This window comes from Mesobacillus jeotgali, assembly GCF_900166585.1.
Lineage (GTDB): Bacteria > Bacillota > Bacilli > Bacillales > Cytobacillaceae > Mesobacillus > Mesobacillus jeotgali_A.
The window spans coordinates 843,358-858,994 of the sequence record NZ_FVZC01000009.1 but is presented as its reverse complement, the minus strand read 5'-3'; the positions used below and the strand labels follow the sequence as shown (position 1 = coordinate 858,994).

Below are 15,637 nucleotides of genomic sequence, written 5' to 3'. Positions count from 1 at the left end.
AAAGAAAACCGCTCCGGCATTCACTGGAGCGGTTTTACTCTATATACTCAGCCATTTTCTTCAACAACTCAGCAGAATCCTCCGCCTGGACAAATTCGCCGTTCATGACAGCATACGGAGACAGCCTGCATTCCTTGCACCTGCTCTGGCATTCAAATTCCTTATATATTATATTTTTACGGCTTAAAAATTCATTGTATGCCGCATGATTCTCTTCCTTCAAAAACTGCTCCAAATTCCGCTGGCAGAATTCTATTTTCACTTTCTTTTGCTTGGGAAAAAGCTTCTTGAGTACATTCATTTATGATACTCCCTTTACTTGAAAGTCTTTTGTAAAAAGCGATCCAAAATGATATTGCCGAAAGGAATAAATGCGGCAGCAAAAGCACTCACTATCCAAAGAAACGACCATCTCACCTTAAAAGTAGTGTAAACGATCATAAATACATATAAAATAAAAAGCAATCCATGCAGCGAACCGACAAAGCGCACAGCCTCAGGAAAACCAGCCCAATATTTTAGCGGCATCGCGATAAAGACGAGCACCAATAAAGATCCGCCCTCAATCAAACCCATCAAACGAAACCGGTTAATAACTGTTTCATTCATATTCACACCTGCTTTCTAACCTTAAAAATTATAACATTATTCATTCACAAGCTAAACTTTTAAAATTGTTTTCTAATGTACTGGCGAAGGGAATCCATATTTACCGAGTTTGATACAGCCTCAAACGAAAATAATCTTTTATTCATACGGGAGGTCGAACCATGATCATTCATGAACGGGAAAAAGATTTTGTTATGATTGCGCAACATGACCATGCTAGAGTATCAGAGGAAGCTGCAGAAAACTGGCAAGAAGATTATTTTCTTGGAATGGATAAGAAAGAGTCCGTGTTACTCGCAGTCCGTGAACATGATAGATGCTGGATTGAGCCGGACAAAGAACCTTTATGGAATGAACTAACTCAGCAGCCCTACTCATTTATGGATTATCCAGGCGGCTCAAAACTTGCTTTTTATAAACAAGGAATCGATGACGTTGTACAGATGGATCCCTACGCCGGCCTTTTGTGCAGCCTCCATTATGCCTCATTCCTTGAGAATGCAACCAGTACAATTGGAAAGAACTTTTTCAACGAGGAGAAACAAAGACAGCAGGAATTGATCAAGCAATTAAGGATTGGTTATGATAGGTCTCTTTCTTTCCATTTAACTCTGCTAAAATTTTGCGATAACCTTTCATTGTATATTTGCCTAAATGAACCTGGAACCCCAAAAGGACAAGAACACTATTTTTACCGGAAAGGCTCACAGCAGAAATTCTTTTTTGCCGATGAAACATTAATCGATGCCAAATGGCTAAACCAGCAAACCGTCTCCCTTTCGATCTCTCCTTTTAAAAAGGAACTAAAAGTCCAATTGCCGTATAAGGCAGTTAAAAAGGAACAGATAAAAAGAACAGGATTGTCTGCCGCCTACAATGAAAGTCCCCTTTTACTCAGGGAGGTTACTTTTGTTTAAAACATTATGAACATCATTTTTAGGACGCTTATTAATTTTTGGATTTCCAATACATCTTACTGCAAGAAGTTGATAACCCAATCCCGTTCAGACATTTGTTAAGAGAATTTTAACGAACTGTAACCTAATCTTCCAAAAGCTGAAATGAAAGTATGGGATAATGACTACTTGGTAAAAAGTGAAAGTTTAACCTGGGTGGTGTAGAAATGACAAAAAAGAGAGGCAGAAAAGTAAGATGGGGAAGATTGGTTGGCGCCTTGCTTATAGTCGGGATATTTATTGTTGGTCTTTTTACCATATTTCAGTACATAGAAGGAACATATAAAGCAATTAATCAACCATTTAAAAAAGCTGAAGCAGATTCGTTTCAGGGAGTGGAGAATAACAAAGAAGAAGTAAATGTGCTTTTACTGGGCAGTGACTCACGCGGAGAAGAAGGAGCACGGACTGATTCCATCATGGTTGCCCACTACAACCCAAAAACGCAAAAGGTAAAACTGATTTCTCTTATGCGTGATATGTATGTAACCATCCCTGAACACGGACAGCAAAAATTAAATGCTGCCTATTCCTTCGGAGGCCCCGAATTACTCAGGGAAACAATTAAATTGAATTTCGGTCTCGACATTTCCCATTATGCTATTGTCGATTTTAAAGGCTTCGTAAAAGCAGTCGACCTTTTAGTGCCAAACGGCATTGAAGTAGACATACCATATGAAATGTCCGATGGAATCGGAATGACATTGGAAGAAGGAACCCAAAAGCTGCATGGTGAAGAACTATTAGGCTATGTCCGCTTCCGCCAGGACAGATTGAGTGACTTCGGGCGAGTACAAAGGCAGCAAGAAGTCGTCACAAAACTAAAAGATGAAGCCATATCCCTGAACAGCGTGGCCAAGCTCCCCGAACTGATAGACCTTCTAGGGTCATATGTCGACACAGATATCGACACGTCCACACTCCTGACCATCGGAAAAGACATCCTGACGAATGAAACCGGTGAAATACAAACCCTCCGCGTTCCTGAGGATGGAAGCTTTGAGAATGAGGATTATGAAGGAATCGGTGAAGTATTGGAAGTGGATTTAGAACAGAATAAAGAGGCGTTGAAGGAGTTTTTGGAAAACTAGTTAATTAAGATCATTCTTTGCGTGTTAAAAAAAACCGAAAGTTACCTTCCTCCTGCATAATTATAGACAACGCATTTAAGAGAGGCATTCCTGTTTATGGGAATGCCTTTGTTATGTTAATTAAAGCTATATAACAATGTAGCTATTTAATGATACTCCCTTTCTACATCCCTTATTAGTAAAATGATCGAATTAAAGAAGACTTTTCTCCTAAATTTACTCATTTTTTAAACTAGAAAAATATAGAAAATTAGGAATTTTTAATCTATTAATATTTCCCTTCTCGAAATATAATGTATTTAAATTACAGAGGAGGGATTTTATGAAAAAGAAAAGGCTGCTTAAGGCGGCTTCAATGATCACGATTGTCTCTATCACTCTATCATCATTTAACTACTCAAAAGCGTCGGCCGAAACAAAGCCAATTCAAGAAGCATCGATAGTAAATTTAAAATCTCAGCCTGTTTATTCCTACGCAGATGCAATCAGAGAAACTGTATTTGTAGAATCAAAACTGGATTCGGACGAAAACGGAGCACCTGATCGCATTGCTGTAGACATTATTCGCCCGAAGGAAACCGAGGATGGAATGAAAGTTCCTGTTATTATGGATGCCAGCCCTTATTATGAAAGCCTTGGGAGAGGAAATGAGAGCGAAGTAAAGGACAGGGATAAAGATGGACTCAATGAGAAATTCCCACTTTATTATGATAATTATTTTGTTCCAAGAGGATATGCAGTTGCCCTTCCGGAAATGGTTGGGACGAATCAGTCAGATGGATGCCCGACAACAGGAGGATATGAAGAAATTGAAAGCATCAAAGTGGTTATCGACTGGATGAATGGCAGAGCAAAAGCCTGGAATAAAAATAATCAAGAAGTCAAGGCTGATTGGACAACCGGCAATGTCGGCATGATTGGGAAATCCTATGACGGCACTCTTGCTAACGGAGTAGCCGCTACTGGAGTCGAAGGATTAAAAACGATCGTTCCTATTGGTGCTATCAGCAGCTGGTATAATTACTACCGCTACGAAGGACTTACATATTATAATAACGGTCCTGGTGGCTTGGCAAGCCGAGTCGCCAGCAGCTCACGCAAAGAAGCATGCCAGCCCGTTTTTAACCGCCTTAACACCGAAGCTGATGACGGTTCAGGCGACTATAATGAGTTTTGGGACGAACGAAACTATGTAAAAGATGTTAAAAATGTGAAAGCCAGTGTCTTTGCTGTACATGGCTTAAACGACTATAATGTGAAAATGAATCACCTGGCAGACTGGTGGACAGCTCTTGCCAAGGAAGATGTTCCGCGAAAGCTGTGGCTCACCCAGACCGGCCATGTGGACCCGTTCGATTTCCGCAGAGCAGAGTGGGTCGATACGCTGCACCGCTGGTTTGACTACTGGCTGCTAAATAAAGAGAATGGCATAATGGACGAGCCTGCCGTTGACATTGAAAGAGGAGCAGACAATTGGGAAACCCAATCTTCCTGGCCAGACAAAGAAGCACATGATGTAAAAATCCGTTTCGCTCCAGGCGTAAATGAACAGACAAATGGCAAATTGACAACAGGACCTGTGACAGGCAATTTTAAACAAACCTTTACGGATAATCCACAGCAGACAGAAAAAGAAATGGTTACGAATGAGACAATGGTTAAAGGCGACCGACTGGCTTTCTTAACCGAGCCTTTGACAGAGGACGTCCGGTTTAGCGGTGTTCCGTTAATCTCTCTTCGTGCGAAAGTTGACAAAGAAGACTCTAATTTATCTGTATATATTGTTGATTATGGAACAGACACTCGAATTAATCACGAAAGCAGAGGCGAAGGAATACAAACACTCGCAACAGAAAGCTGCTGGGGTGAAAGCACAGAAACAGACGATGCCTGTTACAAAGAAACTGTAAAAACTACCCATACCGCACCTTATGAAGTAGTTACAAGAGGCTGGTTTGATGCGCAAAACTGGAAAACTATTGAACTGGACGACCCATTAAAAGCAGGAAAAAGCTACAAATTTGAATGGAATGCTCTCCCTGAGGACTATGTGTTTAAAGCTGGCCACCGGATCGGCGTAATCATTGCCGGAAGTGACAGACGGCGCTCCATCCCATCAAGCACAAAAGCAACCTTTGAAGTCGAGCTTGGACAAAGCTATATCAGCCTCCCGATAGTAAGCGGGAAAAAAGCTGCAGGTTTCTAAGATAGATAAGACTCGAAAACCTAGTAATTCACAGGAAAAAGGACGCAAAAACCGCGTCCTTTTTCTATTTTGAATGCTTTTCTATTTCATCCTTCGACTCTTGCAGGAAATTTCCTAAACGATTCCGTGTCTTCGTAATAAGACATATCGGTATGATTCCCCTTTCCCTCAGTATTCGCTCCTAGCCCGATTAGGGCAGCTAAAAAGATATACGATTTCGGACCAATCAGTTCATAGTTGGATTGCTTCCACTCTTTTTGCAACATGTATAACATGTAATGAAAATGAATATCAGAAAGAATATATCCTATGAACAGAAATGAATTTTTTAATTACAGTTTCAATAGTTTTGCAAATCAGCGTCCCGCTTTCTACAAAAAAACCAAAAAACCGCACGAGTGAAATTCACCGTACGGTACAGACATCTGATAATATGTATATTGGCGGGACCGCCTGGGAATCGAACCCAGCTAACCTGGCACGCAGGTCACAAGCGGTTTTGAAGACCGTGGAGGACACCAGTACCCCATTCAGCCCCGTTTTGAAGAACAAGGTCTATTATACTGAGAAGCTGTCGTTTTTACAAGAGAGTTACTCAAATTGTCACAAGACTTGTCTTCCCTTGACCGCAAATACTATAATAGGAAGAGATATTAGAATTGCGTGGGTGAAGGGTTATGTATCAGCTTGAAGGTTGGTTTTTGTGGTTTATTTTATTTTGGGTCGTTGTATTGGTTGGTTTATTTGCGATCGGCGGCTATTTCATGTTTCGTAAGTTTTTGAAAAAGCTTCCGAAGGACGATGGAAGATCGGATATGGATTGGGAAGAATATTATGTGAATCAGACGCGTCACCTGTGGCCTGATGAACAGAAAGCATTGCTGGAGGACCTGGTCAGTCCTGTGCCTGAGTTGTTCAGGGACGTGGCGAGGCATAAGATTGCCGGTAAAATTGGTGAACTTGCCGTAAAAGAAAAAGCGGACAAGATCACTCAGGAGCTTGTCATTCGCGGCTATATCCTGGCGACACCAAAACGTGACCATAAATTTTTACGAAAGCGGCTTGCTGAAAAGCAAATCAGCACAGCGCCATATGAAAGCTTATTCTAAAACTGCCTTTTTTTAAGGCAGTTTTTTTTCTGCTTAAATCACGCGGCTCCTCCGGATGACTTCTTTTTCCGCTTAACAAAAAGCTTGAACACATCGTCTTTCTTAGTCAGTATAATGACTTTGTCTTTGTATGGCTTCATCAGTTTGATCGCTTCTACCAGGTTGTTGCTGTCGTACTGGTGGTTCCACTTTATCAAATCGCTCAGCGTTTTTAGGTTCTCTTTTCGCGGAGAAGATGCCAGCTTTACTTTCCTGAGTACAAATCTTTTTATAATACGCCAGTCGCGTACAAACACACTTGTCTTAAGTATAAAAATATAGTCTGCCTCGCGGAAACTTTCTTCAAGCCAGCTATAATAAACTCCTTCAATAATCCACTTCTCCTCCATGATAACTTCATTCAGCATTTCGGTCCTTTTTACAGGTGGAGTCTGTGAACCAAAATATTCGGAATCCTGATCCCAAAATAAGCTGTCCAAATCGTGACTCGGCACCCCAAGCATCTTAGAAAGCTTTGATGCTATATATGATTTCCCGCTCCCAGGCCCGCCGATGATATGTATTTTCGTCACTGTCATTCACCCTGCCAATTTATTCTTTGTCTAAATCATTATCAAAAACTGACGGTCTTCTTTCCGCTTTTATTCCAATATGTGCTTTTATTTCAGCCAACTCTTTCAAAATGATTCTTGTATTCAGCCAGGCTCCAATGGCTGCAAGAAACGCAACTGCTATAATAACAATGAGCCAAAAATTAATAACAGCCAAAATGCTCACCTCAAGCTAATTTTACCACAATCTAACAGGTAATCGTCTTAAAAAAATGGTAGAATCCTTAAGGGGGGTATTTTTCATGTCAGAAATTTCGTTCTGGATCATTTATTATTTGTTGTTAATGACAATATTCGTCCGTGCCATTTATCGTGTAATCAAGAAGAGGCAAGTTGCGATGGCGATGATCGCAATTTTATTGATTATATCAGTTCCGATGGTCAGCCTGATGAATAGTATCGGCCGGCCGTTGGAAATGAATGAATTCCAGTTTTTAGCCCTGGAGTTCAAACAAGGTGCACTATGGGCTATTTTCACCATTGCAGGATATGCCTACCTGCTGGTTTGGTTCTTTCTCTCGCTAAAAAAATAACGAGTTTCAGAAACTGAAACTCGTTTTCTATTTCCTTCCTCTTCTCCTCCATCTATAGGCTCCGGCCCCCATCGCCTTCGCTTCACACACGTTCCCGACAATCAGCAAAACGACTCCAATTGCGATTAAAACAAACATAACCAAAGGAGAAATGGTTGCAATATAGCCCATCCCCTTCATAAACAAAGGCACAAGGAAAATGGCAAGACCCAGGGCTTTCAGCAAAATGGCATAAACCTTTAACGACATTCCGACTCCTCCTGACTGAATCAAGTGGTTTTCCATTGTATTCAATCAGGCTTGGCATGGTTCGCAAAAAATTCAATATTAACGATTAAAAAAAATAGTATGATTAGAAGAAAAAGGAGGAAGATGATTGTGGCATTTAAAGAACGCAAGGAACCAATTATTCTATCAAAGTTGAGAGTCTTGAACAGAAGGCTTGAGCTTTCAGAAGAAGATAAAAGGTATTTATTATTTCTGGAAAACGGGTATCAAGGAGAATTACGATTCGATGTGATGACCGAAACACTGACAAGCAGCTGTTTAATCTTGAACGAATTGCTTCTTGAAGTAGAAAGAACAACCTTTCAAATTGATACTTTAATTATTTTTGACGGCACAATTTACCTTTTTGAAATTAAAAATAACAAGGGAGATTACTTATATAAACCAGACAGCCTAACTTCAACCACCGGAGTATCAATTAAAAACCCCCTCGATCAAATCAACCGATCCAAGCTCCTGTTTAAGAAGCTACTTCATCAGCTAGGATACAACTTCACCATAAAAGCCTCAGTTGTTTTTGTAAATCCCGAGTTCACTTTGTATCACGCACATCCAGACCTCCCGTTCATTTTCCCTACGCAGATCAAACGCCTCCTTGACAATCTCAACAACCAGCCAGGAAAAGTATCCACCAACCATCACAAACTAGCAACCAAACTAGTCTCTCTCCATCAGATTGACTCAAAATACAATAAACTGCCTCCCTTCCAATATGATGAACTCAAGAAAGGCATTACTTGTTGTGAATGCGATTCTTTTTCGGTGACAGCGACTCATAAATTTCTTGAGTGTGAAGACTGTAGGGGGAAAGAGTTGATAGAGTCAGCAGTGTTAAGGACAGTAGAGGAGTATAAACTACTGTTTCCAGATCGAGCAATTACTACATCTTCCATTCAGCAATGGTGTATGGTGATTCAGAATAGTAAAAGAATCAGAAGAATACTTTCAAAAAACCTCATAATTGATGGCTCAAGAAAATGGACTAGTTATAAATAAATATTATAATTTCATCTCAATTTACACTTTAATTACGGGTCCCATACAAATAGACCCTTTTTCTAGTTTCCAAGTTACGTTTGTCCTCTGTAACTTTCTATTGGACACTTTTCTTCTTGCAACAGCTTCTGTTTTGTCCGATAAAGCCTATCTATCGGACATTTTTCTCCTGCTCCAGCTTCTGTTTTGTCCGATAGAGCCTTTCTATCGGACATCTTCTTCCTGCTCCAGCGTCTGTTTGTCCGATAGAGCCCTTCTATCGGACATCTTCTTTCTGCTCCAGCGTCTGTTTGTCCGATACAGCCCTTCTATCGGACACTTTTCTTCTTGCTACAGCTTCTGTTCGTCCAATAGAGCCCTTCTATCGGACACTTTTCTCCAACTCCCTCGACTGATTGTCCGATAGGGCCCTTCTATCGGACATTTTTCTCCTGCTCCAGCGTCTGTTTTGTCCGATAGAGCCTTTCTATCGGACATCTTCTTTCTGCTCCAGCGTCTGTTTGTCCGATAGAGCCCTTCTATCGGACACTTTTCTCCCGCTCCCTCGACTGATTGTCCGATAGGGCCCTTCTATCGGACACTTTTCTCCAACTCCCTCGACTGTTTGTCCGATAGAGCATTTCTATCGGACACTTTTCTCCAACTCCCTCGACTGTTTGTCCGATAGAGCATTTCTATCGGACACTTTTCTCCTGATCCCACGCCTGTTTGTCCGATAGAGCATTTCTATCGGACACTTTTCTTCTTGCTACAGCTTCTGTTTGTCCAATACAGCCCTTCTATCAGACACTTTTCCTCCTGCTCCCACGTCTGTTTGTCCGATAGAGCCCTTCTATCGGACACTTTTCTCCCGCTCCCTCGACTGTTCGTCCGATACAGCCCTTCTATCGGACACTTTTCTCCCGCTCCCTCGACTGTTTGTCCGATAGAGCATTTCTATCGGACACTTTTCTTCTTGCTACAGCTTCTGTTTGTCCGATACAGCCCTTCTATCGGACACTTTTCTCCAACTCCCACGTCTGTTTGTCCGTTAGAGCCTTCTATCGGACACTTTTAATAGGTTTCTATTTTTGTTTGTCCTAAACGAGATTCTTAGAGGAAATCCTTACACATTAATATCAATCGGAAATCAACAAAAAAAAGCAACCAGCCCCACCTTCGCTGATTGCCTTGATAGCCACACTTGCTATCCTGCCTAGTATTTATTTTAAAAGAGAAAAATAAAGTTCAATGCGGTGATTTGTTAAGACTTTCTTAACTTTTGTTAAAGCAGATAGAAGTGGGCACATACTAATAAGAAATTGATCATGACTTTGTAAACCATCGCCAACACTCCTTATTCATCATGAGTTCCCTTACATCTATACTTTAACACAGTATTGTAAAGATGAAATCAAGCAAAATCGGCTATTTTGTAAACTTTTTACCGTATTTTCTATAATAATGCAGCTTAGTTAGAGTGTACCAAATTATACGTCCCGGCCAGAATAAACACCTGACGCGGAACATTTAAAAATGCTTATGTAATAGTCCTCTTCGGGAAAGTCGCCAACATATTCAAAGCCATTTTCGCTGTAAAAGTTCTTTAATTTTTCATTTCCTGCCCAGCAATTTAGATACAAATCCTCTCCCATTCCCCGGGAGTATTTACATGCCCAGGATGTAAGCAGCGCACCGTAACCTCTGCCCTGATACTCAGGTTGTATGGCTATTTGATAGAGATAGTTCCCAGACTCCGCAACATGTAATTCTGCCACCTTTTTGATTCCAAAACTCCCAATTATCTTCCCATCAATTAATGAGGCATACAATAATCCCACCTGGTCCACAAGCTGTTCTTCATCCCAAGGATACTGCCATTAATTAATCCCTTTTTCTAGTAAAGCAAGTGAAGCTGCATTAAGAACGGACAGTATATTCTTGATCTCCTCTTTCTTTGCTAAACGAATTTCCAGGTCCATCACCCCAGCTTCCTGCAAGAGAACATCAAAACCAGCGGGATTCTTGTCCTCCGCTCATACTCTTCCTCGCTGGAAAATTTCTCGGCTCTAGGTTTCCCCTCTCTCAGGTCCTCAACCACGAAACCTGCTTCTAACAGGAGTTTGAAGTACTCTTCGACAGTCCGGTGATATTTAATCACTTTTTTCCCGATCCACGGTTCGACTCGTTCTCCCTGATTAAAATAATCATCCACGATCCAATCGGTTCTCCTGCCGCTTTGTTCTGCACTTTTCGCGGAAGAGGTGAGCACTGGATGCTGCACGCTGAAAACAAACCTCCCGCCTGGCAGCAGCGAGTTCATAACCTTTGCAAAAACACTTCCCAAATCTGCTAGATAATGCAGGGCAAAACGAGAAAGAACTAAACTATATTGATTTGGATGCGGTTCCCACTCCTCCATTGAAGAGTGCAAAACCTGCCCAGCAGTACCTTTCAGATTTTCTGCTGCAACTCTGGCCATTTTTTCCGACCCTTCCAAACCGAGATATCCAGCTGCCCCTTGCCGTAGAAGCTCAGCGCCAATTTCTGCACCTCCACATCCAAGATCGAGTATCTGTTTGCCATTCACATCCCCGATTAACTCCAGTAATATCGGCTTTTCGATGACATTGTTTGGACTTTCAGGCCGTGCTCTGCGCTTCATATAATTCTCAAAAAACTCCCGTTCCTCATAAGCCGAGGCACCTCTAAACTCCATAAAAACCCTCCATTACCTAGATAAGGTTAAATCTTCAATATTCTATCATATTAACTACTGATAGGTATATATATTTCTACCTCTTCAATATCATTTTCAACAGGATGATAGGTTTCAATTATGTAATTTTCCCTGGAGTAACCTTTTTCATCAATCCATTTATCAAGTTTCGAATATAATGCACCCATCTCGTGCACTTTCCCTCTGATTACTCCATAGGAATGCTGAATGTCTAGAAATTCCATTTCTTCCGGCAAGGACTCTGGGTTATCCTTCACTAGTATTCCGACATAGAATGTTCCTTCCGTATGGCTCATATTCTCTTTAGGTTCGTAAACTGTCACTTCAGTCCCGGAAAAGTCAGGCATCCGCTTTGCAAATTGCTGCGCTCTCTGTGGTACCAGCTGCGGATAATCTTCAAATCTTCCTTTATGTTTCATTACAATCACTTTAAATTCCCTGCTTACAACCTCGCACATTTTCTTCACTCCTAAAAAAATTCATATAAACCTTCTTCAAAGTAACAGTATTCTTGATCAGATACTCGATAACGAGTATAGCCATCGTAAAAAGAAGCAAGCAATTCAGGGGTATCCCTGAACTTCCGAATGGCCAGTGCTTCATCATAACGAGGGTCACCCACAGTCATTCCTGCTACATCAATAAACAATCTTACCTGTCCATTGACTGCCAGCACGTTGTCGGTTGTACAATCTCCATGAATCATTGTTTGTTTCACCTTCTGAGGTTTATCTTCTTCCAACTGTTCCAATAATGCTAAACTGCCATCCGCCTGACCTGTCTCAGCATATAGCCGTGCCCGAATCAACTGAGTTTCGAGCCAGTCGGCTTCTGTTTTGAAGACAGGTTCTTGTGCGTGAAGAGTGCTAAGGAACTGTCCAAAACTCTGGACTAGCGTTTGTTTTTCCTCCATTGTTTCCGCGGCTTTTAACGCAGCAGTCAATGTAATTCCATCCTCATAGGACATCAACAAATGGCTTGCATCCTCATTTTCTAAGAAACCATAAAATTTGGGGACAGGAATGGTATGGTGAAGAGATAAAGCCTTTAACACCTCGGCCTCAGTCCGCAGCCATTCTCGATATTTTTCCTTAGTGGCACTTTTCAGGATGAATTGTCCATTTTCTGAGACTATCTTGCACACTTCAGATGTACAGCCTTGTTCCGGAAGTTTAACAATCTCACTTTTCTGACCAAGAATATCGCAAAATAACACCTTTTTACTGTTCATAATCATGTTTAAGCCCCCAGTTTCCGTTTCCATCCGGCAATAATTCAAAAAGAGACCAAATACTGCAGTATTGATCACCAGGTCCAAAAGATGCTTTCGTGTAATGCTTAATGGTTCCATCCTCTTCTTTCAAGAGTATTGAAACCCCAGGCCTGAAACTCGTATTGTTTTTAAAACCGAGATCTTCTTTAAACGTTGTTCCCATTGACGAAGCGCTTTTAAAAGCCCATCCTCGTTCCCTGGAAAAATCCGATAATGTTTTGTAATCATCAGGACTTGTCAAAACAAATGCCGCCCTGTTCTCAAGGTGGGCTTTAAATCCACTAAACCCGTCAGCCCATAGTGCACAGTAGAAACAGGATTTCCCCATATTATGTATAACAATCAGTTCATTTTTATCGCCAAATAGCTCCCTTAAAAGAACCTGGCTTCCTTCTGTGTCGGTCAGTTCGTAATTGGTCACTATAAAAGAGGGGTGCCGCTTACGCAATTGTGCAAGCTCCTGTTTTACTCGGAAAAGTTTTCTTTCTCCTTTTCTTGTATCTCCTGTTCTAGTAGTTTCATAGATCCCATCATTATTGCCCCCCTTTCACAAATCAAAATGGTCTCTTACATGGTTAGCAACCTCTGCTGCAGTTAAATCAGTGTTATTAATCCTGATATAGTTGGCTCTTTGAATTTCACCTTCATAAGAATTTAGTCGATACTTGTCCATGGTCTCCACCAAATCCTTATCTGACCACTCCAAGTTTCGCTTAGAAGGCTTGTGCTTAAGCCGATTTGCACTTCTATTTCTTACCAGCCGCTCATCTAAGTTAGCTTCGAGTTCAACAAAGTACACCGTGCCACCTTCTGATTCGAACAAGTCGCAAACTTTTTCAACGTAATCCCAGTCTTCCTGCAGATCGAATGCCCAGACATAAGTAAAAATCATTCCGTATTGATCACTTTTAGCCATTGCCTTAAATAATTCTTCTCTAAATAGGCCAACCAGACTCTTCCCTTCCTTCGTACCGTAATCAAAGAAAGGGTTCACAAGGTCTATTGTCATATGGTTATGAAAAAGTTTTAGACCAGTTATTTTTTCAAGTTCATGCCCTACCGTCATTTTCCCTACAGCCTGCGGACCAAATATTAAAACAAATTTCATTGTTCCTCCATCCCCATCCTCTGTTTGTACTTGCTGCTCAGTTCACTCCATACGTCGAATTTATTCCCATCAGGATCATAAAATACAAAATTACGTCCGGCGTGGCCCCGGTTTTCAATCTCACCGACTTTCATGCCCTGTTCTATAAAATCAGCATGCATCAATTGGAGAGCCTCTAAACCATCAACTTCATATGTGACCGTGAACCTTTCCGCCCCGTTTATGTCCTTAAAATTTGCACTCTGACCTGAGGATTTCACCAAAAACAGGCTGATGTCAGCCAAATCAAGAATGGCCTTGTCTTGATCCAAATAATTCAATCTGGCTCCAAGTGACTCTATATACCATTCTGAAGAACTCAGTGGGTCCTTTACTGGCAGATAAATTGTTCCTACCCTGATCAAACGATTTGTCACTACCCTCACCTCTGTATTAACATTCTCTATATAATGAATATCACCTTCTAATTTGTTTAAATATTCCAGAACAATTTTAAAAAGCACTCTCTGTTATCAAGAGCGCTCCCATGCGTTTTTATCTAACCCTGAATTTCATAAAAACAAAGAGGGTTTAATCAGATGTCGCAGAATACCAGATCTCACACCAGTTATAGTGAAAATACCACCTATATTTAAGAGCATAAATCTAAAAGTTGTTACCTTCCATGCAATCAGACAAAAAGCATTCAAGACCCTTTTACACTACAAGTTGAACTTGACACTTCCAATAAGTCCAGAACAAATGGAAAGCAATTAATCCCTTCACTCTCTGTCTTTCCCCTTGATTTTCTCCCGAAGATCCTCTAACTCTTCAATGGAAAGACCGCCAAGTGCCTTTGATATTTCTTCTTCAATCTTTTTCCTGTTTCTTTCACGGTATTGGTCCCACCAGTCCCGTAGACCCTCTGTGTTGTTAAGCAAGTATTCGATGTCAATTACTTCTACTTCATCATCAGATATATAGTTAAGCACCGCCGCCAACATATGATTTAACGCCTCAATTTCTTCTTTTCCATTGTCTGGCTGTGTTAAATTTTCCTGTTCCTCATTTCCTTTGACATCCGGGTTATCTGCAGCTTTTCGAGGCAAGGTCTCACCTTCTTTTTACCTTTTTATAAACATTATTCCCTTCCGCGGCTTTTTTAATGAAAAGTATTGGAATACATAAATTTGGCCAGTTGTTATATTTTAATGATGAGGTGGTTTTTTTGCGTAAAAAACATAAATACTCAACAGGAGTTCTCTATATTTTTACAATCATAGGTATAATATTATTGCCCTTCGCCATTGTTAAACGTCCATTCAAGGATTGGATCATCGTGTATCTTGTCAGTATTATCGGGAACTCATGGGCAGATCGATATCTTGTTTCAAGAGGGTATTTGAAATATGAAATCAGACCTTTCAAGAAAAGTCTCAAGATCCACCTGCCCTTTGACTATGTACACTACCCTTTAATGCTCCTTTATTACAATCAGTGGACACTTAACAGTAAACCGTCCGGGATCATCCTCAAACTATTTCCCTTCATCATCCCTCAGGTATTGATGGAGACATTTGCTGCCAAGAAGACGGACTTAATCAGCTGGAAAAAGGGATGGAGCTGGCAACACTCATTTATAAGCTTGGCCATTAAATTATTGCTATGCCGAGGAATCATATCTACCATCCGTATGATTAATAATAAAGGTCTTTCAATTGATTAAAACAAATGGAAAAGACCAAATCCAACAAGTGATTTGGTCTTTTCATTAAATTTATTTACGTTGTCTCGTGAAACCTAAATAACGCGTCCCCTGAAAGGTAAGTTCTCCATAATCTCCTTCCACCAGTTGACCAAATTCCTGCCCGTTTACGTGCAGCTCCAATCTATCACCACTATCAAACTCAAATGTTACATAATAAAGATTTCGAGCGTTCGTTTCACCGCCGCCACGAACGCTTGTTCTTTTTGTGACTACTTTGGCGTTTGAATTTACACGTGGGGACTGGTTGTTCTTGCTCCAGGTGCCGATGCTTTTAATGATTGTAAAAATAATCATGCCAAATACCAAAATAAAGATTGCCCCAATAAAAACAGGGACAAAATTAAACATAAAATCTGCTGGTACTTCTACCATAAGTCATCCTCCTCCAACA

21 protein-coding genes and 1 tRNA gene are annotated in these 15,637 nt (G+C 40.8%); 7 read left to right on the top strand and 15 right to left on the bottom strand.

Going from position 1 to position 15,637, the window contains the following annotated elements:
- Nucleotides 1-34: 34 nt before the first annotated feature.
- Together B5X77_RS14330 and B5X77_RS14325 are read right to left on the bottom strand one after the other, a co-directional pair.
- Complete coding sequence (locus B5X77_RS14330; RefSeq protein WP_079508657.1) at nt 35-301, bottom strand: DUF1450 domain-containing protein; 267 nt, start codon at nt 299-301, stop codon at nt 35-37.
- 14 nt (nt 302-315) lie between these two features.
- On the bottom strand, nt 316-609 hold the full coding sequence (locus B5X77_RS14325; RefSeq protein ID WP_079508656.1) for a DUF3817 domain-containing protein: 294 nt from the start codon (nt 607-609) through the stop codon (nt 316-318).
- A 161-nt stretch (nt 610-770) separates the two neighbouring features.
- Here B5X77_RS14325 and B5X77_RS14320 point away from each other — a divergent pair, with 161 nt between their 5' ends.
- The 3 genes from B5X77_RS14320 (at nt 771) to B5X77_RS14310 (ending at nt 4,862) form a co-directional block, all read left to right on the top strand.
- Nucleotides 771-1,526: a DUF3891 family protein gene (locus tag B5X77_RS14320; RefSeq protein WP_079508655.1), complete on the top strand. Its 756-nt coding sequence runs from the start codon at nt 771-773 to the stop codon at nt 1,524-1,526.
- Between the two features lie 206 nt (nt 1,527-1,732).
- On the top strand, nt 1,733-2,656 hold the full coding sequence (locus B5X77_RS14315) for an LCP family protein (RefSeq protein ID WP_079508654.1): 924 nt from the start codon (nt 1,733-1,735) through the stop codon (nt 2,654-2,656).
- Nucleotides 2,657-2,978: 322 nt separating this feature from the next.
- Nucleotides 2,979-4,862, top strand: coding sequence for a Xaa-Pro dipeptidyl-peptidase (locus B5X77_RS14310; protein WP_079508653.1), 1,884 nt, complete (start codon nt 2,979-2,981; stop codon nt 4,860-4,862).
- A gap of 441 nt (nt 4,863-5,303) precedes the next feature.
- Here B5X77_RS14310 and B5X77_RS23350 read toward each other — a convergent pair.
- Nucleotides 5,304-5,400: transfer RNA gene (locus tag B5X77_RS23350), tRNA-Sec, on the bottom strand.
- 139 nt (nt 5,401-5,539) lie between these two features.
- On the opposite strand from B5X77_RS23350, the gene B5X77_RS14300 reads away from it, so the two are divergent.
- Nucleotides 5,540-5,971 carry a DUF2621 domain-containing protein gene (locus B5X77_RS14300; protein ID WP_079508651.1) on the top strand — a complete coding sequence of 144 codons (432 nt, stop codon included), beginning with the start codon at nt 5,540-5,542 and terminating at the stop codon, nt 5,969-5,971.
- Nucleotides 5,972-6,009: 38 nt separating this feature from the next.
- Here the strand turns inward: B5X77_RS14300 and B5X77_RS14295 are convergent, their stop codons facing one another.
- Together B5X77_RS14295 and B5X77_RS23345 are read right to left on the bottom strand one after the other, a co-directional pair.
- Nucleotides 6,010-6,543, bottom strand: a complete 534-nt coding sequence (locus tag B5X77_RS14295; protein WP_079508650.1) for a P-loop NTPase family protein — start codon at nt 6,541-6,543, stop codon at nt 6,010-6,012.
- Between the two features lie 19 nt (nt 6,544-6,562).
- On the bottom strand, nt 6,563-6,739 hold the full coding sequence (locus B5X77_RS23345; RefSeq protein WP_176167325.1) for a hypothetical protein: 177 nt from the start codon (nt 6,737-6,739) through the stop codon (nt 6,563-6,565).
- Nucleotides 6,740-6,824: 85 nt separating this feature from the next.
- Here B5X77_RS23345 and B5X77_RS14290 point away from each other — a divergent pair, with 85 nt between their 5' ends.
- Entirely contained in the window at nt 6,825-7,115 is a 291-nt protein-coding gene (locus B5X77_RS14290; RefSeq protein WP_079508649.1) for a helix-turn-helix domain-containing protein, read from the top strand.
- A gap of 27 nt (nt 7,116-7,142) precedes the next feature.
- Here the strand turns inward: B5X77_RS14290 and B5X77_RS14285 are convergent, their stop codons facing one another.
- Complete coding sequence (locus B5X77_RS14285) at nt 7,143-7,364, bottom strand: hypothetical protein (RefSeq protein WP_079508648.1); 222 nt, start codon at nt 7,362-7,364, stop codon at nt 7,143-7,145.
- Nucleotides 7,365-7,493: 129 nt separating this feature from the next.
- On the opposite strand from B5X77_RS14285, the gene B5X77_RS14280 reads away from it, so the two are divergent.
- On the top strand, nt 7,494-8,399 hold the full coding sequence (locus B5X77_RS14280) for a nuclease-related domain-containing protein (protein ID WP_079510241.1): 906 nt from the start codon (nt 7,494-7,496) through the stop codon (nt 8,397-8,399).
- Between the two features lie 1,469 nt (nt 8,400-9,868).
- Here the strand turns inward: B5X77_RS14280 and B5X77_RS14275 are convergent.
- The 8 genes from B5X77_RS14275 to B5X77_RS14240 form a co-directional block, all read right to left on the bottom strand.
- Nucleotides 9,869-10,210 (bottom strand): GNAT family N-acetyltransferase, encoded by a 342-nt coding sequence (locus B5X77_RS14275; RefSeq protein ID WP_176167324.1) that lies wholly within the window; start codon nt 10,208-10,210, stop codon nt 9,869-9,871.
- 149 nt (nt 10,211-10,359) lie between these two features.
- On the bottom strand, nt 10,360-11,097 hold the full coding sequence (locus B5X77_RS14270; protein ID WP_079508646.1) for a class I SAM-dependent DNA methyltransferase: 738 nt from the start codon (nt 11,095-11,097) through the stop codon (nt 10,360-10,362).
- Nucleotides 11,098-11,147: 50 nt separating this feature from the next.
- Nucleotides 11,148-11,576, bottom strand: coding sequence for a GyrI-like domain-containing protein (locus B5X77_RS14265; protein ID WP_079508645.1), 429 nt, complete (start codon nt 11,574-11,576; stop codon nt 11,148-11,150).
- An 11-nt stretch (nt 11,577-11,587) separates the two neighbouring features.
- Entirely contained in the window at nt 11,588-12,355 is a 768-nt protein-coding gene (locus B5X77_RS14260; RefSeq protein WP_139378359.1) for a phosphotransferase family protein, read from the bottom strand.
- Nucleotides 12,339-12,917, bottom strand: a complete 579-nt coding sequence (locus B5X77_RS14255; protein WP_079508644.1) for a DUF899 family protein — start codon at nt 12,915-12,917, stop codon at nt 12,339-12,341. The genes B5X77_RS14260 and B5X77_RS14255 overlap by 17 nt, the downstream gene beginning before the upstream one ends.
- Nucleotides 12,918-12,938: 21 nt before the next feature.
- The gene (locus tag B5X77_RS14250; RefSeq protein WP_079508643.1) at nt 12,939-13,499 is read right to left on the bottom strand and encodes an AAA family ATPase; all 561 of its coding nucleotides are present in this window, start codon (nt 13,497-13,499) and stop codon (nt 12,939-12,941) included.
- Nucleotides 13,496-13,915, bottom strand: coding sequence for a VOC family protein (locus B5X77_RS14245; RefSeq protein ID WP_079510239.1), 420 nt, complete (start codon nt 13,913-13,915; stop codon nt 13,496-13,498). Before B5X77_RS14245 ends, B5X77_RS14250 begins: the two co-directional genes overlap by 4 nt.
- 345 nt (nt 13,916-14,260) lie before the next feature.
- Nucleotides 14,261-14,587 carry a hypothetical protein gene (locus B5X77_RS14240; protein ID WP_079508642.1) on the bottom strand — a complete coding sequence of 109 codons (327 nt, stop codon included), beginning with the start codon at nt 14,585-14,587 and terminating at the stop codon, nt 14,261-14,263.
- 119 nt (nt 14,588-14,706) lie between these two features.
- Between B5X77_RS14240 and B5X77_RS14235 the strand changes: the two genes are divergently transcribed.
- The gene (locus B5X77_RS14235; protein ID WP_079508641.1) at nt 14,707-15,204 is read left to right on the top strand and encodes a CBO0543 family protein; all 498 of its coding nucleotides are present in this window, start codon (nt 14,707-14,709) and stop codon (nt 15,202-15,204) included.
- Between the two features lie 51 nt (nt 15,205-15,255).
- On the opposite strand, the gene B5X77_RS14230 is transcribed toward B5X77_RS14235, so the two are convergent.
- Complete coding sequence (locus B5X77_RS14230; RefSeq protein WP_079508640.1) at nt 15,256-15,618, bottom strand: DUF2500 domain-containing protein; 363 nt, start codon at nt 15,616-15,618, stop codon at nt 15,256-15,258.
- Nucleotides 15,619-15,637: the final 19 nt, after the last annotated feature.